Source organism: Bombilactobacillus sp. ESL1097 (genome assembly GCF_058107205.1).
Genome location: NZ_JBYLUB010000001.1, coordinates 312171 through 333767, shown reverse-complemented (window position 1 = coordinate 333767; position 21597 = coordinate 312171). Strand labels below are relative to the sequence as shown.

Annotated in this window: 13 protein-coding genes and 7 tRNA genes; all 20 read right to left on the bottom strand. The window is 40.3% G+C overall.

Annotated features, from left to right (window positions below):
- Positions 1–59 precede the first annotated feature (59 nt).
- A complete protein-coding gene (gene rpoC / locus AC3B6D_RS01450; protein ID WP_489774758.1) occupies positions 60–3701 on the bottom strand; it encodes a DNA-directed RNA polymerase subunit beta' in 3642 nt (1213 codons plus the stop codon).
- A gap of 14 nt (positions 3702–3715) precedes the next feature.
- On the bottom strand, positions 3716–7387 hold the full coding sequence (gene rpoB / locus AC3B6D_RS01445; RefSeq protein ID WP_489774757.1) for a DNA-directed RNA polymerase subunit beta: 3672 nt from the start codon (positions 7385–7387) through the stop codon (positions 3716–3718).
- Between the two features lie 221 nt (positions 7388–7608).
- Positions 7609–10074, bottom strand: a complete 2466-nt coding sequence (locus AC3B6D_RS01440) for an ATP-dependent Clp protease ATP-binding subunit (protein WP_489774756.1) — start codon at positions 10072–10074, stop codon at positions 7609–7611.
- Between the two features lie 357 nt (positions 10075–10431).
- Positions 10432–10505, bottom strand: a tRNA-Pro gene (locus AC3B6D_RS01435).
- Between the two features lie 3 nt (positions 10506–10508).
- Positions 10509–10582: transfer RNA gene (locus tag AC3B6D_RS01430), tRNA-Pro, on the bottom strand.
- 8 nt (positions 10583–10590) lie between these two features.
- A tRNA-Gly gene (locus AC3B6D_RS01425) sits at positions 10591–10662 on the bottom strand.
- 36 nt (positions 10663–10698) lie between these two features.
- Positions 10699–10772, bottom strand: a tRNA-Arg gene (locus AC3B6D_RS01420).
- 9 nt (positions 10773–10781) lie between these two features.
- Positions 10782–10867 (bottom strand) — tRNA-Leu (locus AC3B6D_RS01415).
- A 14-nt stretch (positions 10868–10881) separates the two neighbouring features.
- Positions 10882–10953, bottom strand: a tRNA-Gly gene (locus tag AC3B6D_RS01410).
- 26 nt (positions 10954–10979) lie between these two features.
- A tRNA-Lys gene (locus AC3B6D_RS01405) sits at positions 10980–11052 on the bottom strand.
- Positions 11053–11131: 79 nt separating this feature from the next.
- Entirely contained in the window at positions 11132–12622 is a 1491-nt protein-coding gene (gene lysS, locus AC3B6D_RS01400; RefSeq protein WP_489774755.1) for a lysine--tRNA ligase, read from the bottom strand.
- A gap of 11 nt (positions 12623–12633) precedes the next feature.
- Positions 12634–13626 (bottom strand): tRNA dihydrouridine synthase DusB, encoded by a 993-nt coding sequence (gene dusB, locus AC3B6D_RS01395; RefSeq protein WP_489774754.1) that lies wholly within the window; start codon positions 13624–13626, stop codon positions 12634–12636.
- A 138-nt stretch (positions 13627–13764) separates the two neighbouring features.
- Positions 13765–14637 carry an Hsp33 family molecular chaperone HslO gene (gene hslO, locus AC3B6D_RS01390; RefSeq protein ID WP_489774753.1) on the bottom strand — a complete coding sequence of 291 codons (873 nt, stop codon included), beginning with the start codon at positions 14635–14637 and terminating at the stop codon, positions 13765–13767.
- A gap of 108 nt (positions 14638–14745) precedes the next feature.
- Positions 14746–16818 carry an ATP-dependent zinc metalloprotease FtsH gene (gene ftsH / locus AC3B6D_RS01385; protein ID WP_489757129.1) on the bottom strand — a complete coding sequence of 691 codons (2073 nt, stop codon included), beginning with the start codon at positions 16816–16818 and terminating at the stop codon, positions 14746–14748.
- Between the two features lie 189 nt (positions 16819–17007).
- A complete protein-coding gene (hpt, locus tag AC3B6D_RS01380; protein ID WP_489757704.1) occupies positions 17008–17550 on the bottom strand; it encodes a hypoxanthine phosphoribosyltransferase in 543 nt (180 codons plus the stop codon).
- A gap of 8 nt (positions 17551–17558) precedes the next feature.
- Positions 17559–18881 carry a tRNA lysidine(34) synthetase TilS gene (tilS, locus tag AC3B6D_RS01375; RefSeq protein ID WP_489774752.1) on the bottom strand — a complete coding sequence of 441 codons (1323 nt, stop codon included), beginning with the start codon at positions 18879–18881 and terminating at the stop codon, positions 17559–17561.
- A gap of 39 nt (positions 18882–18920) precedes the next feature.
- Positions 18921–19328: a S1 domain-containing RNA-binding protein gene (locus AC3B6D_RS01370; RefSeq protein ID WP_489757127.1), complete on the bottom strand. Its 408-nt coding sequence runs from the start codon at positions 19326–19328 to the stop codon at positions 18921–18923.
- A 16-nt stretch (positions 19329–19344) separates the two neighbouring features.
- On the bottom strand, positions 19345–19710 hold the full coding sequence (locus AC3B6D_RS01365) for an FtsB family cell division protein (protein WP_489774751.1): 366 nt from the start codon (positions 19708–19710) through the stop codon (positions 19345–19347).
- 96 nt (positions 19711–19806) lie between these two features.
- Positions 19807–20049 carry an RNA-binding S4 domain-containing protein gene (locus tag AC3B6D_RS01360; protein WP_489757125.1) on the bottom strand — a complete coding sequence of 81 codons (243 nt, stop codon included), beginning with the start codon at positions 20047–20049 and terminating at the stop codon, positions 19807–19809.
- 16 nt (positions 20050–20065) lie between these two features.
- A complete protein-coding gene (locus tag AC3B6D_RS01355) occupies positions 20066–21595 on the bottom strand; it encodes a putative polysaccharide biosynthesis protein (protein ID WP_489757124.1) in 1530 nt (509 codons plus the stop codon).
- Between the last annotated feature and the right edge of the window lie 2 nt (positions 21596–21597).

The window sequence follows — 21597 nt, the reverse complement described above, 5'->3', positions numbered from 1 at the left end:
GGCAAATTAACGCCAGCAAAAAAACCTTACGAAAAATTTCGTAAGGTTTTTTCTTTACATTAATCACGATTCATTTCAGCTTCAATATCGGATAAGTTAGTATGATCAGTGGTATCGCCTAACACTGCGCCCACCTTTTGTGGTTGCATGTGCCGATACTTAGCCATACCGGTACCAGCTGGAATAATCTTACCAATCATGACATTTTCTTTTAAGCCGACCAATGGATCGCTCTTACCACGAATCGAGGCATCAGTTAGAACTCTCGTAGTTTCCTGGAAGGAAGCGGCTGACAAGAAACTATTGGTTTCTAATGAAGCTTTGGTAATTCCTAATAAGACTGGCGAACCAGTTGCTGGCAATTTACCCTTAATTAAAGCATCGGTATTCGTGTCAGTAAAGTCACCAATATCTAATAAGGAACCCGGTAAGACTTCAGTATCTCCAGGATCTAAGACCCGGATCTTACGTAGCATCTTACGGACCATAACTTCAATATGCTTATCACTGATATCAACACCTTGCATCCGATAAACTTTTTGCACTTCAGATAGCAAATAGTTTTCGGTAGTTTGGACATCAGTAACTTTAATTAATTGCTTAGGATCAATTGAACCAGAAGTTAATTTATCACCCCGCTGAATCACATCGCCTTCACTCACAGCAACACTCGCTGTGTAAGGAACACTGTAGGTGCGGTTATCAATTTTACCTTCAACAGTGATTTCACGAGTATGTTCTGCAGGATTTTCATCAATAGCAGTAACTGTCCCATCAACTTCAGAAATATAAGCTAGACCTTTAGGATTCCGGGCTTCAAAAATTTCTTCAACCCGCGGCAATCCTTGCGTAATATCTTCGCCACCAGCAACACCACCGGTATGGAAGTTTCTCATGGTTAACTGGGTACCGGGTTCACCGATGGATTGTGCAGCAACAACCCCGACAGCTTCACCAACTTCAACTTCTTCACCAGTTGCCAAGTTGCGACCGTAACATTTTTGGCAAACACCATGCAATGTGTTGCAGGTGAAAGCAGAACGAATCGTTACTTTGGTTACACCAGCATCCAAAACTAACTTGGTTAATTCTTCATCCAATAAAACGTTACGTCCAACTAATTCTTCACCAGTTGCGGGATCTAAAATTTCCTTTTGCGTGTAACGACCTAATAAACGATCGGCCAAAGGTTCAATAATTTCATTACCTTCAGTAATGGCCGAGACCTCTAAGCCCCGATCAGTACCACAATCTTCTTCTCTGACAATCACGTCTTGGGCAACATCAACCAAACGTCTAGTCAAGTAACCAGAGTTAGCCGTCTTCAAAGCCGTATCAGTCATACCCTTCCGGGCACCGTGAGTGGACATAAACATTTCCAAAACAGATAAGCCTTCACGGAAGTTCGAAGTAACAGGAACTTCCATCATTCCGCCGTTAGGAGCGGCCATTAAGCCCCGCATTCCTGCTAACTGCGTAAAGTTAGAAATATTACCCCGGGCTCCAGAATCAGACATCATGGAAATTGGGTTCTTCGGATCAAAACTATCAACCAATTGTTGTTGAATCTCGTCTTTAGCATCATTCCAAATGCTAATAACCCGATTATGCCGTTCTTCATCAGTAATTAAACCACGCCGGAATTGCTTAGCTACAGTAGCTACTTGTTTATGTGCTTCATTAACAATATCTTGCTTATCAGACAATTGTGGTACGTCAGAAACCCCAACGGTTAAACCAGATAAAGTACAGATCGTATAACCCAATTCTTTCATATCATCTAGCAATTCGGAAGTGCGTTGAACTTTATAAATCTTAAAGACTTGTGCAATGATATCACTTAAATAACCTTTTTTAAATGGATCAATTAACGGCATATCCGTTAAGCGTTGGTGAATATCTTCACCTTCATTTAAGAAGTATTGATCAGCAACGCCATCAGTTAAGTTAGCCGCAGTTGGTTCATTAATATATGGCATTCCTTCTGGTAAAATCCGATTAAAAATCACTTTACCAACACTAGTTATCATAATCCGATCTTTTTGATCTTCTTTGAAGGCAAAATTAGTCAAAGACTTAGTTGACAAACCAATTCTTGTATGCCAATGAACGACCCCATTTTGAAAGGCCATCTCCACTTCGTCCATGTCTTTAAAGATCATGCCTTCGCCTTCACGACCACGTTCTTCTAGCGTTAGATAATAGTTACCCAACACAACGTCCTGTGAAGGAGTAACGATTGGTTTACCATCTTTCGGAGCTAAAATATGGTGAGCAGCTAACATTAACATCCGCGCTTCTGCTTGTGCTTCATCAGATAAAGGAACGTGAACAGCCATCTGATCGCCATCAAAATCGGCATTATAAGCTTCACAAGCCAATGGATGCAATCGAATGGACTTACCATCAACTAAGACGGGCTCAAAAGCTTGAATACCTAACCGGTGTAAAGTTGGTGCCCGGTTTAACAACACTGGACGTTCTTTAATCACATCTTCGAGGACGTCCCACACCACATCATCTTGCCGTTCAATTTTGCGTTTAGCATTTTTAATATTGGAAGCTAATTCCCGTTCAACCAATTCGTGCATTACAAATGGCTTAAATAATTCCAAGGCCATTTCCCGTGGCAAACCACATTGATAAAACTTCAACGTTGGTCCAACATCAATAACCGAACGCCCAGAATAATCAACACGCTTACCTAATAAGTTTTGACGGAAACGTCCCTGCTTACCTTTAAGCATATGCGATAAGGATTTTAATGGTCGATTTCCTGGGCCAGTTACTGGACGACCCCGTCGGCCATTATCAATCAAAGCATCGACTGCTTCTTGTAACATCCGTTTTTCATTTTGCACAATGATATTTGGCGCATTTAAATCTAATAACCGCTTCAAACGATTATTACGATTAATGACCCGCCGATATAAATCATTCAAATCAGATGTGGCAAAACGCCCACCTTCTAATTGCACCATTGGCCGTAAATCTGGCGGAATAACTGGGATACAGTCCATAACCATCCATTCGGGACGATTACCGGAATCCCGAAAAGCATTTAAAATATCTAAGCGCCGAATTGCCCGCGTCCGCTTTTGACCAGTAGCAGTTTTTAAGAGTTCTTTCAAACCGGCAACTTCTTTATCTAAATCTACGGCCTGTAATAACTCTTTAATACCCTCGGCACCCATTTTGGCATCGAAAGCTTTACCATACTGCTCCCGTTTTTTACGATACTCAGTTTCGGTTAATAATTGCTTATCTTCCAGATCAGTATCACCGGACTTGATAACAACATATGCGGCAAAATAAATAATTTCTTCCAATGCTCTAGGACTCATATCTAACACTAAGCCCATCCGACTCGGAATTCCTTTAAAATACCAAATATGCGTTACAGGAGCTGCTAATTCAATATGCCCCATCCGTTCACGACGAACTTTTGAGCGCGTTACTTCCACACCACAGCGATCGCAAACAATTCCTTTATAACGGATGCGCTTATATTTACCACAAGCACATTCCCAATCTTTGGTGGGTCCAAAAATTCGTTCATCGAACAAACCATCACGTTCTGGTTTTAAAGTCCGATAATTGATAGTTTCTGGCTTCTTAACTTCGCCGTAAGACCAACTTCTAATCTTATCTGGTGAAGCCAGACCAATTTGCATACTTTCAAACTTATTGACGTCTATCAATTGGCAACCTCCTATTATTTATCAGTTGTATCGCCATCATCCGCGTTTAAACTATTAATTTTATCCATTAAATTATCTAAATTAGGTTGTAATTGTGCTTCTTGTTCTTTATTCTTATCAGCCATTTCTTGCAGTTTCCTTTGTTCCTGCTCTTGTGCTAATTTGGATAAAGCATCAACACTCTTAGACGTAGTATCTTCATCCATATCACGTAAACCAATTTCTTGATGTTCATGATCTAGAATCTTCATATCTAAGCCCAATGATTCCAATTCTTTAATTAAAACTCTGAAGGATTCTGGAACCCCAGGTTTAGGAATTGTCTCACCTTTAACAATAGCTTCGTAGGTGTTGACCCGACCAGTTACATCGTCGGACTTATAAGTCAAAATTTCTTGTAAGGTATAAGCTGCACCATAAGCTTCTAAGGCCCAAACTTCCATTTCACCAAAACGCTGACCACCAAATTGTGCTTTACCACCTAATGGCTGTTGCGTAACTAATGAGTAAGGTCCGATGGAACGCGCATGGATTTTATCATCAACCATATGCGCTAATTTCATATAATACATAACCCCGACAGCTACCCGGTTATGGAAAGGTTCACCTGTCCGGCCATCGTACAAAATAGTCTTAGCGTCAGAAGCCATATTAGCTTCTTTAACAGCTTCCCACAAATCATCATCACTGGCCCCATCAAACACAGGAGTAGCCACGTGAATACCTAAATTCCGAGCAGCCATACCTAAGTGTAATTCCAAAACCTGCCCAATATTCATACGGGAAGGAACGCCCATAGGATTTAACAAGATATCAATTGGGGTACCATCTGGCATATATGGCATATCTTCTTCAGGAACCACAATGGAAACTGTTCCTTTGTTACCATGACGTCCGGCCATCTTATCACCCACTTGAATCTTCCGCTTTTGAGCAATATAAACCCGAACCATCGTATTAACACCAGGGCTTAATTCATCGCCGGCTTCGCGAGTAAAGACTTTCACGTCTTGCACAATTCCGCCGCCACCATGAGGCACCCGTAAGGAAGTATCACGTACTTCACGAGCTTTTTCACCAAAAATGGCGTGAAGTAAACGTTCTTCAGCTGATAATTCGGTCATACCTTTTGGTGTCACCTTACCAACTAAGATATCACCATCACGAACTTCGGCCCCAATCCGGACAATTCCGGTTTCATCCAAATCTTTTAACGCATCTTCACCAACATTCGGAATTTCACGTGTAATTTCCTCTGGTCCTAATTTGGTATCCCGAGATTCTGACTCATATTCTTCAATATGAATTGAGGTATAAACGTCATCTTTGACCAAACGTTCAGATAAAACAACCGCATCTTCGTAGTTGTACATGTTCCAAGTCATAAAAGCAATCAGTGGGTTTTGACCTAAAGCCAATTCCCCTTCTTGCATCGCTGGACCATCGGCAATAATTTCACTCTTATCAACATGGTTGCCCTTTTCCACAATTGGTCGTTGATTGTAACATTTACCCGCATTAGAACGCCGATATTTCATCAAATGATAAGTGTCAATCACATCTTCATCGTCACGTTTAACCTTGACAATCTTAGCATCAACATATTGCACTACTCCGGCATGATGGGCTAATAAAGCTGTTCCCGAGTCATGGGCAGCGACATATTCCATGCTGGTTCCCACCAATGGAGAATGTGGCTTTAATAATGGAACCGCCTGCCGTTGCATGTTAGCACCCATCAATGCCCGGTTGGAGTCATCGTTTTCCAAGAATGGAATACAAGAAGTCGCTACCGACACAACTTGACGCGGTGAAACATCCATATAATCGACTTTATCGGCGGTCGTTTCAATATTATCATCTTTATGCCGGGCCAAAATCCGTTCTTCAGCAAATGAACCATCATCATTCAAAGGCGTGTTAGCCTGGGCTACCACATAGTTATCTTCTTCATCGGCAGTCAAATAGTCAATCTTATCAGTAACTTTATGCGTATCCCAAGAAACACGACGGTAAGGAGTTTCAATAAAGCCATACTTATTAACAACCCCATAAGTGGCCAAGTTATTGATCAAGCCAATGTTCGGTCCTTCAGGTGTTTCAATCGGACACATCCGTCCATAATGCGTATAGTGCACGTCCCGAACGGCATATCCAGCTCGATCACGAGTTAAACCACCCGGTCCTAAAGCTGATAAACGTCTCTTATGCGTTAATTCACCCAAAGGATTGTTTTGATCCATGAACTGGGACAATTGTGAAGAACCAAAGAATTCCTTAATAGCTGCTACCACAGGCCGAATATTAATCAATTGCTGCGGCGTTACAGTTGCTGTGTCTTGAATGGACATCCGTTCCCGAACAACCCGTTCCATCCGGGATAAACCTAAACGAAATTGGTTTTGCAACAATTCACCAACAGACCGAATCCGCCGGTTACCCAAGTGGTCAATATCATCAGTGGTGCCAATACCCTCTTGTAAATTCAAGAAGTAATTAATTTCAGCTAAAATATCAGCTGGGGTAATATGCTTGATTTTTTCATCGATATTACCATTGCCAATGATATTAACAATCCGATCTTCATCAGTTTGTGAATAGACTTTAATAATCTGTAATTTAACTGGATCGCCCAAAATTCCTTCATCAGCTGGTTGGAAAGTAACCGCCTTAAAGTCGGGATTTTTGAGATATGGAGCTAATTTGCTCATCGCTTCCCGGTCAATTTTGGTATCTTTAGCTAAGATAACTTCACCAGTTTCTGGATCGGCTAAAGTTTCGGCGAGTGTTAAACCTAACAAACGTGTTTTTAAATTTAATTTTTTGTTTACCTTATAACGTCCCACTGGCGCTGTATCGTAACGCTTTGGATCAAAGAAGCGCGCGTACAATAAGGACCGTGAACTTTCAGCAGTCTTAGGTTCACCAGGGCGTAACCGTTCATAAATATCTTTTAGAGCTTCGGCAACCCGCGAATCACTGGTATCCTTGTGGACATCTTTTTCTAAAGATAAGTTCAAGGAATCACTGTTACTGCCAAAAATTTCCGTAATTTCTTGATCAGAACCAAAACCAATGGCCCGAATCAATTCAGTAATCGGTAATTTTCGTGTTCGATCAATTCGAACATAACTAATATTTTTCGCATCGTTATCGAATTCTAACCAAGCTCCCCGATTGGGAATCACCGTTGTGCCGTAAATCATGCGGCCATTTTTGTCAGCTTCGGCAGTGTAATAAACGCCCGGTGAACGTACTAATTGGGAAACAATTACCCGTTCGGCACCATTAATGATAAAAGTTCCTTGCTCAGTCATTAAGGGAAAATCACCAAAGAAAACATCTTGGGTCTTGATTTCGCCTGTGTCATGATTAGTCAAACGCAAAGTAACGTGTAGTGGTGCAGAATAGTTGGCATCATGATCACGTGCTTCTTCAACCGTATATTTAGGCTTTAATAGTTTATAACCAACATAATCCAAAGATAATGTTCCTGCAAAATCATTAATTGGCATAATATCTTGGAACATTTCTTTTAAACCTTCATCCAAGAACCAATTATAAGAATTAGTTTGAATGTCAATTAAATTTGGTAATGGTAAAACTTCCTTAATCCGCGCATAACTCCGCCGCGTCCGGTGTTTTCCATAATTGACATTGTGGTAACGTACTGTGTCTTGCGTCAAACTATTCACCCTTTCAAATCAAATAAATTACCAGTCAAATATTACAATTTCATTACAAATTAGCATTTAACAATTCGAAAGCAAAAAAAAACCAAAAATAGTTCAAACTATTTTTGCTTTTTTATAATTCCGGCTCGGACAAGATTTCGAGGGAATACGCCCACTGCACCACGCTAATTAATTATAATTAGAATAAAACAAATTCACCTAAGTGTCAAGTTCTAGACTTGAACTTTTTGAGCATGACGAATGTTAAATGATAACTGGCCTTTAGCTACCCCTACCGACAAACGATCACCTGCAACTAATTGCCGCGACAATAATAAATCACTAATTTGATCTTCGACTTGGCTTTGAATCGTCCGGCGTAACGGCCTTGCGCCCATTTGGGGATTGAAGCCTTTCTCCACTAACCAATTTAAAGCTCGCGTTGTAATCGTCAATTTGATTTGCCGTTGTGTCAAACGCTGAACTAAATCTTTCGTCAAAATCTTGACCACTGCTTGTAAATCAGTTTTAGTCAACTCATGGAAAATCAAGATTTCATCAATTCGATTTAAAAATTCGGGCCGGAAAAACTCTTTAGTTGCCGCTAAAATATGATTCTTCATGGTCTGATAATCGTGAGCTGTCGTTTGGTTAAAGCCCACATTATGTTCTTCATTGAGGCTATCAACGCCTAAATTAGAAGTCATAATAATGATTGTATTGCGAAAATCAACTTTGCGACCCTTAGAGTCTGTCAAAAAACCATCATCCAAAACTTGGAGTAATAAATTAAACACATCGCGATGAGCCTTTTCAATCTCATCTAATAAAATCACAGAATAGGGATGATTGCGGACTTGTTCAGTTAGTTGTCCGCCTTCATCGTAGCCCACATAACCAGGAGCTGCTCCTACTAAGCGTGAAGTACTAAATTTTTCCATATACTCAGACATATCAATACGAATAATTTCGTCTTCGCTGCCAAAAACACTTTGTGCTAAAGCTTTGGCTAGCTCAGTTTTCCCAACGCCAGTAGGTCCTAAAAACATGAAAGAACCAATGGGGCGTTTCGGATCTTTTAAGCCACTACGCGCACGACGAATAGCTTTGGCAATGGCTGTCACAGCTTCATCCTGGCCAACAATCCGTTGATGTAATTCATCTTCTAAATGTAGTAATTGTTTGGATTCTTGTTGAGTAATCTTCGTTACCGGAACATTCGTCCATTGCGAAATGATTGTTGCAATATCATCACTAGTTACTTGAGATTGATCATCTGTTGGCTGTGCGCTGCTTTGTTCACTTTCGGCAAGTTCTTGTTGCAGTTTTAATTCCTGCTTCCGTAAAACTGCCGCTTTTTCAAAATCTTGTTGGGCAATAGCCTGATCTTTTTGCATCCCCACATTACTCAACTTTTGCTCCAGGGCCTGCCATTTTTGCGGTTGTTGCTGTGCAGACTGATTAATGTGCACCCGCGCAGCGGCCTCATCAACTAAATCAATCGCTTTATCGGGCAAGAAACGATCTGTCAAATAACGTTTGGATAAATCAACTGCAGCCTGTAAAGCCGCATCGGTAATTTTTAAATGGTGATGTTGTTCATATTCTGGGCGCAAGCCTTTCAAAATCTCATAAGTTTGTTCGGTAGTTGGTTCTTCCACCACAATCTTCGCAAATCGACGAGCAAAAGCCGCATCTTTTTCAATATATTTTTGGTATTCATCTAAAGTAGTGGCACCAATCATTTGGAGCTCACCGCGTGATAGTGGTGGCTTTAAGATGTTCGAGGCATCAATGGCCCCTTCAGCTCCACCTGCACCGATTAAAGTATGCAACTCATCAACAAATAAAATAACATTTTGATCTTGGTTAATTTCATTAATTATCTTTTTCAGACGATCTTCAAATTCACCACGATATTTGGTGCCAGCCACTAGTGAACCCATATCCAACATCATTACCCGTTTATTGAGTAATTCTAACGGAACCTCTTGCTTAATAATTTTTTGAGCAAGACCTTCAACAATTGCCGTTTTACCGACTCCTGGTTCACCAATTAAAACTGGATTATTCTTGGTGCGACGGCTTAAAATCTGGATCATTCGTTCAATTTCTTTGTCTCGACCAATGACCGGATCTAAGTGTTTTTGTTTGGCTGAAATAGTTAAGTCACGGGCTAAAGAATCCAGTGTTGGTGTCGCACTTTGTGAACCATTCATACTCTTTTTTTGGTTAGCCCGATCAACTCGTTCAGAAATGCCCATATTTTTTAATAATAAGCGCTTGGTCTTAACAATACTTAAGCCCAAACTAGTTAAAATCCGTGAAGATAAAATTGTCTGATCATGTAATAAAGCCAATAAAAGATGGCCGGTTCCAACTTGATTAGCACCTAACAATTTGGCTTGTTGACTAGCTTGTTCTAGAACTTGCCCCGTTCTAGGTGAATACGGTAGATAGAGTTGATCTTGGCGCTCATCCGTATTATCGCCATAGCCTGTGAGGGCTTCAATTTCGTCTTTAATATCCTCAGAAGTGACTGTCATTTCAGTAATTGTTTGAGCTGCAACTCCAGAACCCTGTTCTACTAAACCATAGAGTAAATGTTCTGTACCTACAGCTTGATGACGAAAAGCCATTGCGATCTTTTGTGCCAAACTTAGAGCAGTTTTGGCACTATCAGTAAATAATTCGCTCATAACAATCTCTCTTTCTTTTACTTCAATTGAATATTCTTAAAACATTACGTTGTTTGACTATTTTACCGCAGATTAACAAGAGTACCAATGAAAAGTCATCGTAATGAATTAAATTATTAATTTTAGTTTATCGTCAAACACTTATCTGAACAATGATTAAGAATTAGAACCAAAAGCTTCAAACTATTGAAAGTGTGGCTTTTGCCCATAGCAACTCTTGTTCAGTAACATAACATCTTAAAAGCATATAGGTTTAAACAGCATTAATTACGTGACCTCCCTTACTGAACTTTTTAATATACAAAAAGATACGATAAATAATATCGTATCTTCAACCATCATATGTAACTGGACTTATCGGGAAAACAAGATTCGAACTTGCGACCCCTACGTCCCTAACGTAGTGCTCTACCAAGCTGAGCTATTTCCCGAAATCGGGAAAACAAGATTCGAACTTGCGACCTCTACGTCCCGAACGTAGCGCTCTACCAAGCTGAGCTATTTCCCGATGAAAAAAGCGGAAGACGGGATTCGAACCCGCGACCCCCACCATGGCAAGGTGATGTTCTACCACTGAACTACTTCCGCAATCAAATTCACAAATATAAATGTACAATCGTACAATGCACCCAGTAGGAGTCGAACCTACAACCTTCTGATTCGTAGTCAGACACTCTATCCAATTGCGCTATGGGTGCTCATTATAATGCCGAGGACCGGAATCGAACCGGTACGGTAATCACTTACCGCAGGATTTTAAGTCCTGTGCGTCTGCCAGTTCCGCCACCCCGGCGTGATTATAATGAAAGCGGAAGACGGGATTCGAACCCGCGACCCCCACCATGGCAAGGTGATGTTCTACCACTGAACTACTTCCGCAATTAAAACTATCTTCAACGATAGTATGAGTCGCGTGGGGCTCGGACCCACGACCCACGGCTTAAAAGGCCGTTGCTCTACCAACTGAGCTAGCGACTCAATACAATCATCAGCTAACCCAATGACTGTATTAGTATAACAATTTTAATTTCAAAATGCAACTCTCTCAAACAAAAATTTACTTATTTTGTTCACCTGGCCGTAATGTTGGGAATAAAATGACATCACGAATGGATGGCGCATCGGTTAACAACATGACCAAACGGTCAATTCCAATGCCTAAACCACCAGTTGGTGGCATCCCATATTCCAAAGCTTCCACGAAATCTTCATCAATTGGTTCAGCTTCATCATTACCAGCTTCACGTTCTTTAGCCTGAGCTTCAAAGCGTTCCCGTTGATCAATTGGATCATTTAATTCAGTAAAGGCATTGGCATATTCATTACCTAAAATAAACAATTCAAAGCGATCAACAAAACGGGGATCGCGTTCACTCTTTTTAGCTAACGGTGAAATTTCAATTGGATGACCATAGATAAAAGTTGGTTCAGTAATGGTTTCTTCAACAAATTCTTCAAAGAAAGCATTAATAATATGACCAACTTGCCAATAATCTTCGTAATGAACCTGATGTTCATCTGCAAGCTTACGAGCTTGTTCAATGGACATTTCAGGCCAAAAATCAACTCCGGTCCGTTCCTTAATGGCATCAACCATGTGTTGGCGTTTAAACGGTTTACTTAAGTCAACAACATGACCTTGATAAGTCACTTGCTGGGTACCTAAAGCTTTTTTGGCGGCATAGCGAAAAATACCTTCAGTTTCGTCCATCACATCTTCAAAGTTAAAGTAAGCAGCATAACTTTCTAATTCAGTAAACTCAGGATTATGCTTGGTATCAATCCCTTCATTTCGAAAGACCCGACCAATTTCGTAAACCCGTTCCATGCCACCAACGATCAAACGTTTTAGTGGTAGTTCCAAGGCAATGCGCATATACAAATCAATATCCAAGGCATTATGGTGTGTCAAAAATGGTCGTGCCGATGCGCCACCGGCTTGACTATGCAAAACGGGCGTTTCCACTTCTAAGAAGCCATTTTGGTCCAAATATTCTCTAATTGCTGAAATAATTTTGGTGCGTTTCACAAAACGATCGAAACTTTCTTGGTTGGTAATCAAATCCAAGTACCGTTGCCGATAAATTTGTTCCACATTGGTTAAGCCGTGATACTTATCTGGCAATGGTCTTAAGGCCTTCGTTAATAAAGTAACATGATCAGCCCGCACAGTTAATTCACCCATGTCGGTCTTCATCACCGTTCCTTCAATGCCAAACAAATCCCCTAAGTCCGCTTTTTTAAAAATCTGATAATTTTCTTCGCCGACAACATCTTTACGCACATAAAGTTGAATCTTACCCGTCCGATCTTTTAAATCAGCAAAACCAACTTTACCCTTGCCACGTTTGGTCATCATCCGACCAGCAACTTGCACTTTAACTGGCTCAATTGCATCTTTATCTAAAGCGTCATATTGCTCATGCAATTCTTGGGCAGTTGCTGTTGGTTGATAACGATGACCAAACGGGTCAATCCCAGCATCACGTAAGTCTTGCATCTTTTGTCGCCGAACACGTAATTGATCATTCATTTCATTTTCTGCCATATTACTAACCCCTATCTTTGTAATTGTCGTTGCATTGCTTGCTGGGCAAATTGATCCAGCAAGTCATCAACTTCTTGTTGCGTATTCACTTCATTAATGGCCGCTTTCGTGCGGGCTGAACGAGGAATCCCTTTTAAATAGTAAGCGGCCTGCTGCCGAAATTCTGGAACACCAATTCGCTCGCCTTTTAATTCCACTAACCGCGCTAATTGTTCTTTCGCAATTTGAATTTTTTCAGCCGGTGTTGGTTCTGGCAATAATTTACCGGTGTCTAAATAAGTGACCATGGCTTTCAGTGCCCAAGGATTACCAATCGCGCCCCGCGCTACCATCACTGCATCGGCTCCGACTTCATCAATCATTACTTTAGCATCTTGGGGAGTTTTCACATCACCGTTACCCATAAACGGAATGGTTAAATGTTGTGCCACTTCATGTAATAATTCCCAATCCGCATGCCCCGTATACATTTGTGCTTTAGTCCGTCCGTGCATGGCAATGGCATCGGCGCCGCCTTCTTGAGCTGCTAAGGCATTCTCTACAGCCAAAATATGATCGCTATCAAACCCTGTGCGCATTTTCACAGTCAAAGGCTTTGAGATTTCTTGTTTGACCGCTTTCACTAAATCATAAATACTATCCGGATCCAATAACCAATGTGAACCAGCCCCGGTTTTAGTAACCTTTTTCACGGGACAGCCCATATTAATATCGATAATGTCCGCCGCTGTATTTTCGGCCACATATTTAATCGCCGGAACTAACGTTTCCTTCGAACCACCAAAAACTTGAATGCTAATCGGATGTTCGTTAGGATTCACATACAACATTTCATGGGTCTTTTGATTATTGTATAAAATACCGCGATCACTAACCATTTCGCAAACTACCAATCCTGCCCCAAATTCTTTGGCCGTCATGCGAAATGAATAATTAGAAATTCCCGCCATTGGGGCGACCACAACTTGATTGGGGATCGTAACATCCCCTATTTTCCACTCCATACTCTCTTCTTCTTTCTTTTAAAATCAAACCTCAGCCTGTTAAAATTAGCGTCTAGCGTTAATCAATGAATTGGTTAGTTTTAATTTTTTCAGATAACTATCATTTACATGATAGCAAAGTCAATACCCTACTGGCAATTATTTCTGTGAAATCATTTGTTGAATTTCAGTCGGTGTAAAATGATACTTTTGTCCACAAAATTTGCAAACCACTTCTACTGGTTGATTTTCTTGTTCCATAGCCTGCAATTCAGTTAATGGCAAAGCTTGAATCGTTTTTGCAAAGCGTTGTTTGGAACAATCACAAGTAAAACTCACTGGTATTTTCTCTAAAATTTTATTTCCCGTGGCAAATAATAACGTTAAGATTTCTTCGGGACTTTTTTCTTGCAGTAATTCATGCAATGGTGGTAATTGCTGAATCTTGGTGGTTAACGCCGTTAACTCTTGTTCCGTAGCCTGCGGCATGGCTTGCACCATAAATCCACCAGCACAACTCACATGATTATCACTTTCTACGTAAACAGACAGTCCCACTGCTGCGGGAATCTGTTCTGACTGTACTAAATAATACGCATAATCTTCGGCTAATTCACCCGAAATTAATGGAACCTTGCCCGTAAAAGGTTGAGCTAAATGCTGATCTTTGGTAACCGCTAAATAACCATCTTGTCCCACGGCTTTAGCCACATCAATTTTGCCCTTTTGATTCAGCGGCAAACTAATATGTGGATTTTGAACATAGCCTTTCACTTGGCCCTGCGCATTACCGTCCGCAACAATTAACCCGACTGGTCCGCCACCAGCAATCCGCGTAGTTAATAATTCATCATTTTTTAACATGGAAGTACTTAATAATAATGTTCCGATTAAACTACGCCCTAAACTAGCCGTGGAAGCACTCCATGTATCATGATTGACTTGCGCCGTCGCCACTAAGTTAGTGGCCCGTACGACATAAATTCGAAAATGACTATTTTGATTTAAAGCTTTAATTAAATAATCTTGCATCGCAAATTCTCCTTCAAAATTCAGTTGTATCATTTGAAACTCGTTATTAAATCTCCAAAAGCAAGTAAGCACAGACCACTACAGTCTGTGCTTACCAACTTGATTTTGTTATTCTTCAGTTTGATCATCATCACTATCAGCAGGATCTGCAGTGATAGTTTCTTCATGATGTTGTGCAACCTCATGCGCTTGTTTGGCTTCATCACGGCGTTGCGCAGCTTGTTTAGCTTCTTCAAAAGTCGAAGCCTTTTCTGATGGAAATTCATCTTGATTAGTTTCTGGCATATGACCAGTATTATATAAACTCAAAATTTGTTTTTCATCTAAAGTTTCATACTTTAATAGTGCTTGTGCAATCGCCTTATGTTGTTCACGATGGCTTTGGATAACTTCCACCGCCGTTTGATGACCTTCATCTAAAATCTTGCGAATTTCTTCATCAATGGCAGTTGCTGTTTCTTGAGAATAGTTAGGTTGACCGTAGGCCCCAACTGGAGCACCACCTTTTTCAAGTTGGACCATCCCTAAGCGCTCCGACATTCCGTATTCAGTGACCATGGACCGCGCAATTTGCGTTGCTTGTTCAAAGTCATTGGAAGCACCAGATGATTGTACCCCAAAGATAATTTCTTCAGCAGTGCGACCACCCATTAAGCCAGCAACTTGCTCCATTAAATCTTTCTTAGTCAGCAAGTTCTGATCTTCTTTAGGCAACATAATCGCATAACCACCCGCACGACCACGCGGAATAATCGTAACTTTGCGGACAACGCGGGAATCACTCAAAACCACACCAATGATCGCATGTCCTGCTTCATGGTAAGCCACGGTTTCACGTTCTTTAGCAGAAATAACCCGATCCTTTTTAGCGGGACCCGCAATTACACGATCTTCAGCCTCATCAATATCGGCCGCATCAATTTTAGTTTTATTACGTTCAGCCGCTACTAAAGCTGCTTCGTTTAAGACATTTTCCAAGTCGGCTCCGACAAACCCAGGGGTTTGTTGGGCAATAACTTTCAAGTCAACATCATCAGCCAAGGGTTTATTCTTGGCATGGACTTTCAAGATGGCTTCGCGCCCTTTGACATCCGGTTGACCAACTAAAATCTTTCGATCAAACCGACCTGGCCGCAATAAGGCAGGATCTAACACATCCGAACGGTTAGTAGCCGCCATCACGATTAAACCTTCTTTACCGGTAAAGCCGTCCATTTCTACCAATAATTGATTTAAAGTTTGTTCGCGTTCATCATTGCCACCACCAGTTTTACCGTTACCACGTTGGCGACCAATGGCATCAATTTCATCAATAAAGATAATGGCGGGGGCATTCTTTTTAGCACTACTAAACAAATCACGCACTCTGGAAGCACCAACACCAACAAACATTTCCACAAAATCTGAACCAGAAATAGAATAGAATGGCACGGCTGCTTCACCAGCAACGGCACGAGCTAATAATGTTTTACCAGTTCCGGGAGGTCCCTCTAATAAAACACCTGATGGTATCCGCGCACCTAAAGCTAGATATTTCCGCGGATCCTTTAAGAAATCAACTACTTCAACTAATTCTTGTTTTTCTTCTTCAGCACCAGCAACGTCAGAAAAACGAACCTTATTTTTCTTAGGATCAACTGGCTTGGTTTGCGACTTGCCAAAACTCATGATCTTGCCAGCACCGCCACCTTGACCAGCTTGACCCATCATAGAATACAATAAGAATGCGAAGAATAAAAACGGAATTACCGTTAAGGCAATATTAAGCCACATTCCATTCTGTGATTCCTCACGCGTACTCATTTTTGTTTGCGACTTCTGTGCCGCGCGATTAATTTCTTGCAACGTTGAATTATTCGGCAAAACGGTAGCCGTAAAATTCTTTGCCTTAGTTACAGTCGCTGCTGAGTGTGAAAATAAATTAACATTTGACTGACTGCCTTTACTAGTTTCAGACTTTTTTAAAGTTCCTGAAACTTTATAAACACCATTAGACGGTTGAAGCGAAAAATGTTTAATTTTATTAGCTTTTAATTTGGACACAAATTCACTCGAAGAAAGGTTTTCAACTTGTGATGATCCTTGTCCTCCAACAAACCAACTAGTAGCCAAAATTAACAACACGAAAATAATGATATAAAATAGACTATTATTTCGTAGTCCATTTCGATTATTTTTCAATCTATTTTTCCTCCACAAGAATAAACTTGCTTTTCATGCTAACACAATCTCGCATGAGCCGCTAGCCTTGATTAAGATATAACTATGTGAAACAAATGCTTACCACTTAAGCCCTTAACAGCTTTCAGCTACTCAGCAATTAAAACCAGTATATCATATTGTTTTGATTCCACTTGAATTAGAATTAACTTAATTTTGCGTGTAAACTTCTGGCTTTAAAACACCGATATATGGCAAATTACGATAACGTTCTTGATAATCCATACCATAGCCTACAACAAATTCATCTGGACACTGTAACCCCACGTAGTCCACATGCACATTTTGTTGCCGGTTAGCTGGCTTATCAAGCAGGGTCACAATTTTAATGGACTTAGCATGACGAGACTTAAACAAATTCGTTAATTCTTTTAAGGTAATGCCTGTATCAATAATATCTTCGATAAAAACGACATCGCGACCCGTCACTGATACGTCTAAGTCTTTGAGAATTCGAACCTGACCAGACGTTGCGGTTTGACCGTTATAACTTGAAACATCCATAAATTCAATTTCGGCACTTTGAGGTAGTTGCCGCATTAAATCTGTTAAAAAGACAATTGCTCCTTTTAAAATACAAACAAACAGTGGGTCCTTATCTTTATAATCAGCTGCTAACTGTTGTCCTAACTTTTTGTTAGCTTGTGCGATTTCTTCCGCAGAAAAAAGCACTTTCTGCATGTCCTGATCCATTTCCATAATTAATCTCCAATCTTAATTTCAAATAAATATTGTGTAGGGGAAATTTGATAACGATAAATATCTTTAATCCAAACAATTTCTTCATCAAAAGTGACTACCCACAATTGATCTCGCAATAAGCGGGGCAACTTCAAGTTAATCAAACGATCTTTTAGCTTTTGATGCTGCCCGTTCATTAAACGCACACGATCTCCTGGCTGGCGTGTCCGAATCCGAATTCTTTGTGGCAAACGATTAAAATAAAAAGTATTGCGATTGATTTTTGAAGACTGTTTAATTGTAAACTTTTGTCCATCATTTGCAAGACAGGGCTGATTCAACTTGAGCGCAAGCGCGAACGTCTTTTTCGATTGTGACTTCTGAAGCAAACTTAATTTTTGATAAGCTTTCACCAGTAACCAATTTTGTCCAATATCCATCTGGGCGTTAGCCTGTGGTAATAAGCGTTTAACTTGTTGCAATTGGCGGTTAGTTAAATCTAAGTTTAACTGGTGATGGCATACATACTGAATAAATAAAACTGTTTGCTCTGCATTTAAAGAATTAATCGCCGTTAAATCCATATCTAATGCTCGCGCGCCAACACTAATACTAAGCGTTTGTAATTGTTCAAACATTGCTGTCGTTAATTGCACTGACTGTTGTAACTGGGTAGCAAAATTAGTTACGTGCTGGGAAAATTGCGGATTTAATGCTTGCAGTTGGGGAATGATTTGATTGCGCAATTGATTGCGCCACGTAATATCTTCAAAGTTAGTTGCATCAACTGCAAAGCTAATGTGCTGGCGTTGTAAGTAAGCCACTAATTCTTGCTTAGAAAAATTGAGCAACGGTCGTATTAATTGTCCAGAAGCAAAAGCCCGACACCGCTGCATTGCCGGCACTTCCCACAAACTACCACTTCGGATCAATTTCATTAAGATTGTTTCCACTTGATCATCTTGCTGATGCGCAACTAATAATTGTTCTAAATCAAATTGCTTCATTAATTGTGCAAAGTACTGATAACGAAATTGGCGGGCTTGATTTTCTAAATCCGTCACTACCGATTCATGCTGCCAAGTAATCGTATGAAAAGCAATCTGGTGCTGTTGACAAAACTGCTGCACTAAAACCACTTCTGACACACTTTGCGCTCGCAACTGAAAATCAACAGTTGCCACATGAATCACAGGGCGCCAAGCTTGAGGTAATTGTAACACCAAGTTTAACAATGCCAGGGAATCACTACCGCCAGAAACCGCAATTAACACACGCGTTTTAGCAGTCCAATCTTGATAAGTACGCACTTCTTGAACAAATTTAGCTTCTGTCACATCCATAATTTATACTAAAAAAGTCCGGGCTAAACTTGCTCGCACTTAACCACGACGACCACCACGGCCGCCTCTTTTCCCTTCAGTGTTCTTTTTAATCGTTGCCAAACGATCCTGACTTTCTTTCATAAAACCAGCTAATAAGTCATCAAAATCCTCCGATTTATGTGTAGCAACATGACCATGATTATTATGTCCACCATGACGTTTATAACTAGGTTTGGGTTCAGCTTTTTTCATTGATAAAGCAATTTTACCATTATCAACGCTCACCACAATAGCGGTAACTTCATCACCAATACTCAACTTATCATGAATATCTTTGACATAATCATTAGAAATCTGGCTAATATGTACCAGACCACTCTGGCCATTACCAATATCAACAAAAGCTCCAAAATTTTTAATGCCAACCACTTTACCCGTTACTTTTGTTCCTACCGATACGGTCATTTTCTTTCCTTACTCCTTAAAAATTTAAATTTTTATTTGATTCATTAGGAATATTATAAATGATTTCCCCATTTTTAGAATAGTTGAATCGATAACGAATTAAATTGTCGAGATATTCTGGTCGATGTAATTGCTGAATTTCGTTTTGTAAATCGGCGTTTTTATTTTTTGCCGCTGTCAACTTCTGTTGCTGTTGAAAGACACTTTGCTTGGTTACGGCTTGCGTTTTATTAGCTTGATAAATGCGTCCACCAAATAACAGACTAATCAAGGCTAATACACCTAGTAATACCGTTACCCGGCGCCGATGAACTGCTTGAACATGCCGTTTAAATTGACGTTCAGCTGACCGATCTTCATTATCAATGTTAATTGGACTCACGTTATTAGTCCTCGGCTGATTAGACAAAATAATCCCTCCGTTTAGCTATCCTATTTTGAGTATAACAACATTAATATTATATTGTCTATTATTTAATCAGTCTAATCTTTGATACATCTTCGCTGCATCTTCTTTTTTAACAATTTGCGGTGTTGCCACTACGCGTACTTGCACTTGACGATTACCATAGTGAATTGTAATTTGATCACCAATTTCTACATCACTAGCGGATTTAGCAACTCGCTCATTGACTTCTACTCGTCCTTTGTCAGCCAACTCTTTAGCTAATGGCCGTCGTTTCACTAATCGCGACAACTTCAAATATTTATCTAAGCGCATGTTTGACTCCTTTTTTTCACAGAAATTTTGCCCCCGGTAATAACTGCCATTCTGCTTTTGACCACAGATGGCTATAATAACTACCTCCTAAGACTAAGATCACTCCCAAACCAGCTTCGAACAGTGTTTCAATGGCAGCATGGAAACGATCTAGTGGCCAAATAAATTGCCAGCACCAACTAGTAGCTCCAACAATTAATCCCATTGTACCAACAATAACAATAACTTTTAAGCAGAAATTTTCTTTCCAGATAATTTTTTGTAAGAAAGCACCTGAATAATGATAAATCAGTGCGGCCATGACTAAACTAGCTAATAAAGTAGCCCAACTAGCCCCTTGAATTCCCAAAATGGGCATCAAGCCCAAATTAGCTAATAACTTGACCACAATACCAACGACTAACACCCGCCAATTTTTTTGTTGTTGATGAAAAGCATGCATAATCGTATTGATAATGGTGACATAAGAAATAAAGATGAGCGATAAAACATAAATTGCTAAACTCAGACTTTGCTGAGCATTGGTAAAAAGTAAGGTATTGATTTGTGGCATTAAAACGGCCAACCCCACTGCACAAGCACTCGCTAACACCAAGGAAACATGTAAAGTAGCCGCCACCAACTGTTGAGCCTTGGGTCCACGTTGTGCGCTAATTTGTGGTAGTAAAGTTGTCGCAAAAGAAACAGCAATCACAATGCCTAATTGGGCTAGTGGTTGCCCGCGATCATAAATGCCCTTTACTACTTGCGGATGTGCTACGTGGATCTGGCGTAATAACTTCAAGACCGTGACGGAATCAACTAATTGTAACAAAATTAAAATGCTACCAAATAAACTAAGGGCTAAGCCTTCGGTCAAAAAGCGGTGTCTTAGTTGCTGCCAAACAACTGGTTGCGAATTGTCTGTTACTTGCTGTAGGTGAATTTGTGTCCAAAAATACCCTAATACTAATAAACCAACTATGGCTCCTACAATGGCCCCTGCGTGTGCTAAACTTCCCATTAAATATAACGACCAATGAAATTGTTTAAAACCCAGCGCAACGAACACAATCACTAGCACGCGTGCAATTTGTTCACTCACCTGCGCTAAAGCCGTAGGCAACATCAAGAGCTTTCCTTGAAAAATCCCACGAAATAAGGCCGCCAGTGGCGCTAATAGATAAAAGCCTGCTACCGTTTGAATCAAATAACTTAACTTTCGATCGCCCATCAACCGTGCCAAATCTGGCGCAACTAACCACAAAGTTACTGCTGAAATAATCGCTAGTAACACTAACCAATTACGCAAATGCTGATAATTACTTTGTTGGTGATCAGGATCCTCCACCATTATTTGCGAAATAAACATTGGCAAACCGGTTAACGTAATCGCTGTCCAAAGTCCGTAAATTGGATAAACCTGCTGGTAAACAAAAAAGCCGCGATCACCAACAATATTTTGTAATGGGATGCGGTATAAAGCACTCAAAATTTTAGTAATTAGTGCTGATAATGACAGAATCCACGTACTTTGCCACCAAAAATGTAATTGCTTTTTTTTCATTG

What these genes read in the sequence shown, in the direction of transcription:
- lysS (WP_489774755.1), bottom strand. Translation starts at nt 12,622, where the DNA reads ATGGCAGAAAATGAAATGAATGATCAATTACGTGTTCGGCGACAAAAG.
- AC3B6D_RS01360 (WP_489757125.1), bottom strand. Translation starts at nt 20,049, where the DNA reads ATGCGCTTAGATAAATATTTGAAGTTGTCGCGATTAGTGAAACGACGG.
- hslO (WP_489774753.1), bottom strand. Translation starts at nt 14,637, where the DNA reads ATGCAAGATTATTTAATTAAAGCTTTAAATCAAAATAGTCATTTTCGA.
- dusB (WP_489774754.1), bottom strand. Translation starts at nt 13,626, where the DNA reads ATGGAGTGGAAAATAGGGGATGTTACGATCCCCAATCAAGTTGTGGTC.
- AC3B6D_RS01440 (WP_489774756.1), bottom strand. Translation starts at nt 10,074, where the DNA reads ATGAGCGAATTATTTACTGATAGTGCCAAAACTGCTCTAAGTTTGGCA.
- tilS (WP_489774752.1), bottom strand. Translation starts at nt 18,881, where the DNA reads ATGGATGTGACAGAAGCTAAATTTGTTCAAGAAGTGCGTACTTATCAA.
- AC3B6D_RS01370 (WP_489757127.1), bottom strand. Translation starts at nt 19,328, where the DNA reads ATGACCGTATCGGTAGGAACAAAAGTAACGGGTAAAGTGGTTGGCATT.
- AC3B6D_RS01355 (WP_489757124.1), bottom strand. Translation starts at nt 21,595, where the DNA reads ATGAAAAAAAAGCAATTACATTTTTGGTGGCAAAGTACGTGGATTCTG.
- hpt (WP_489757704.1), bottom strand. Translation starts at nt 17,550, where the DNA reads ATGGATCAGGACATGCAGAAAGTGCTTTTTTCTGCGGAAGAAATCGCA.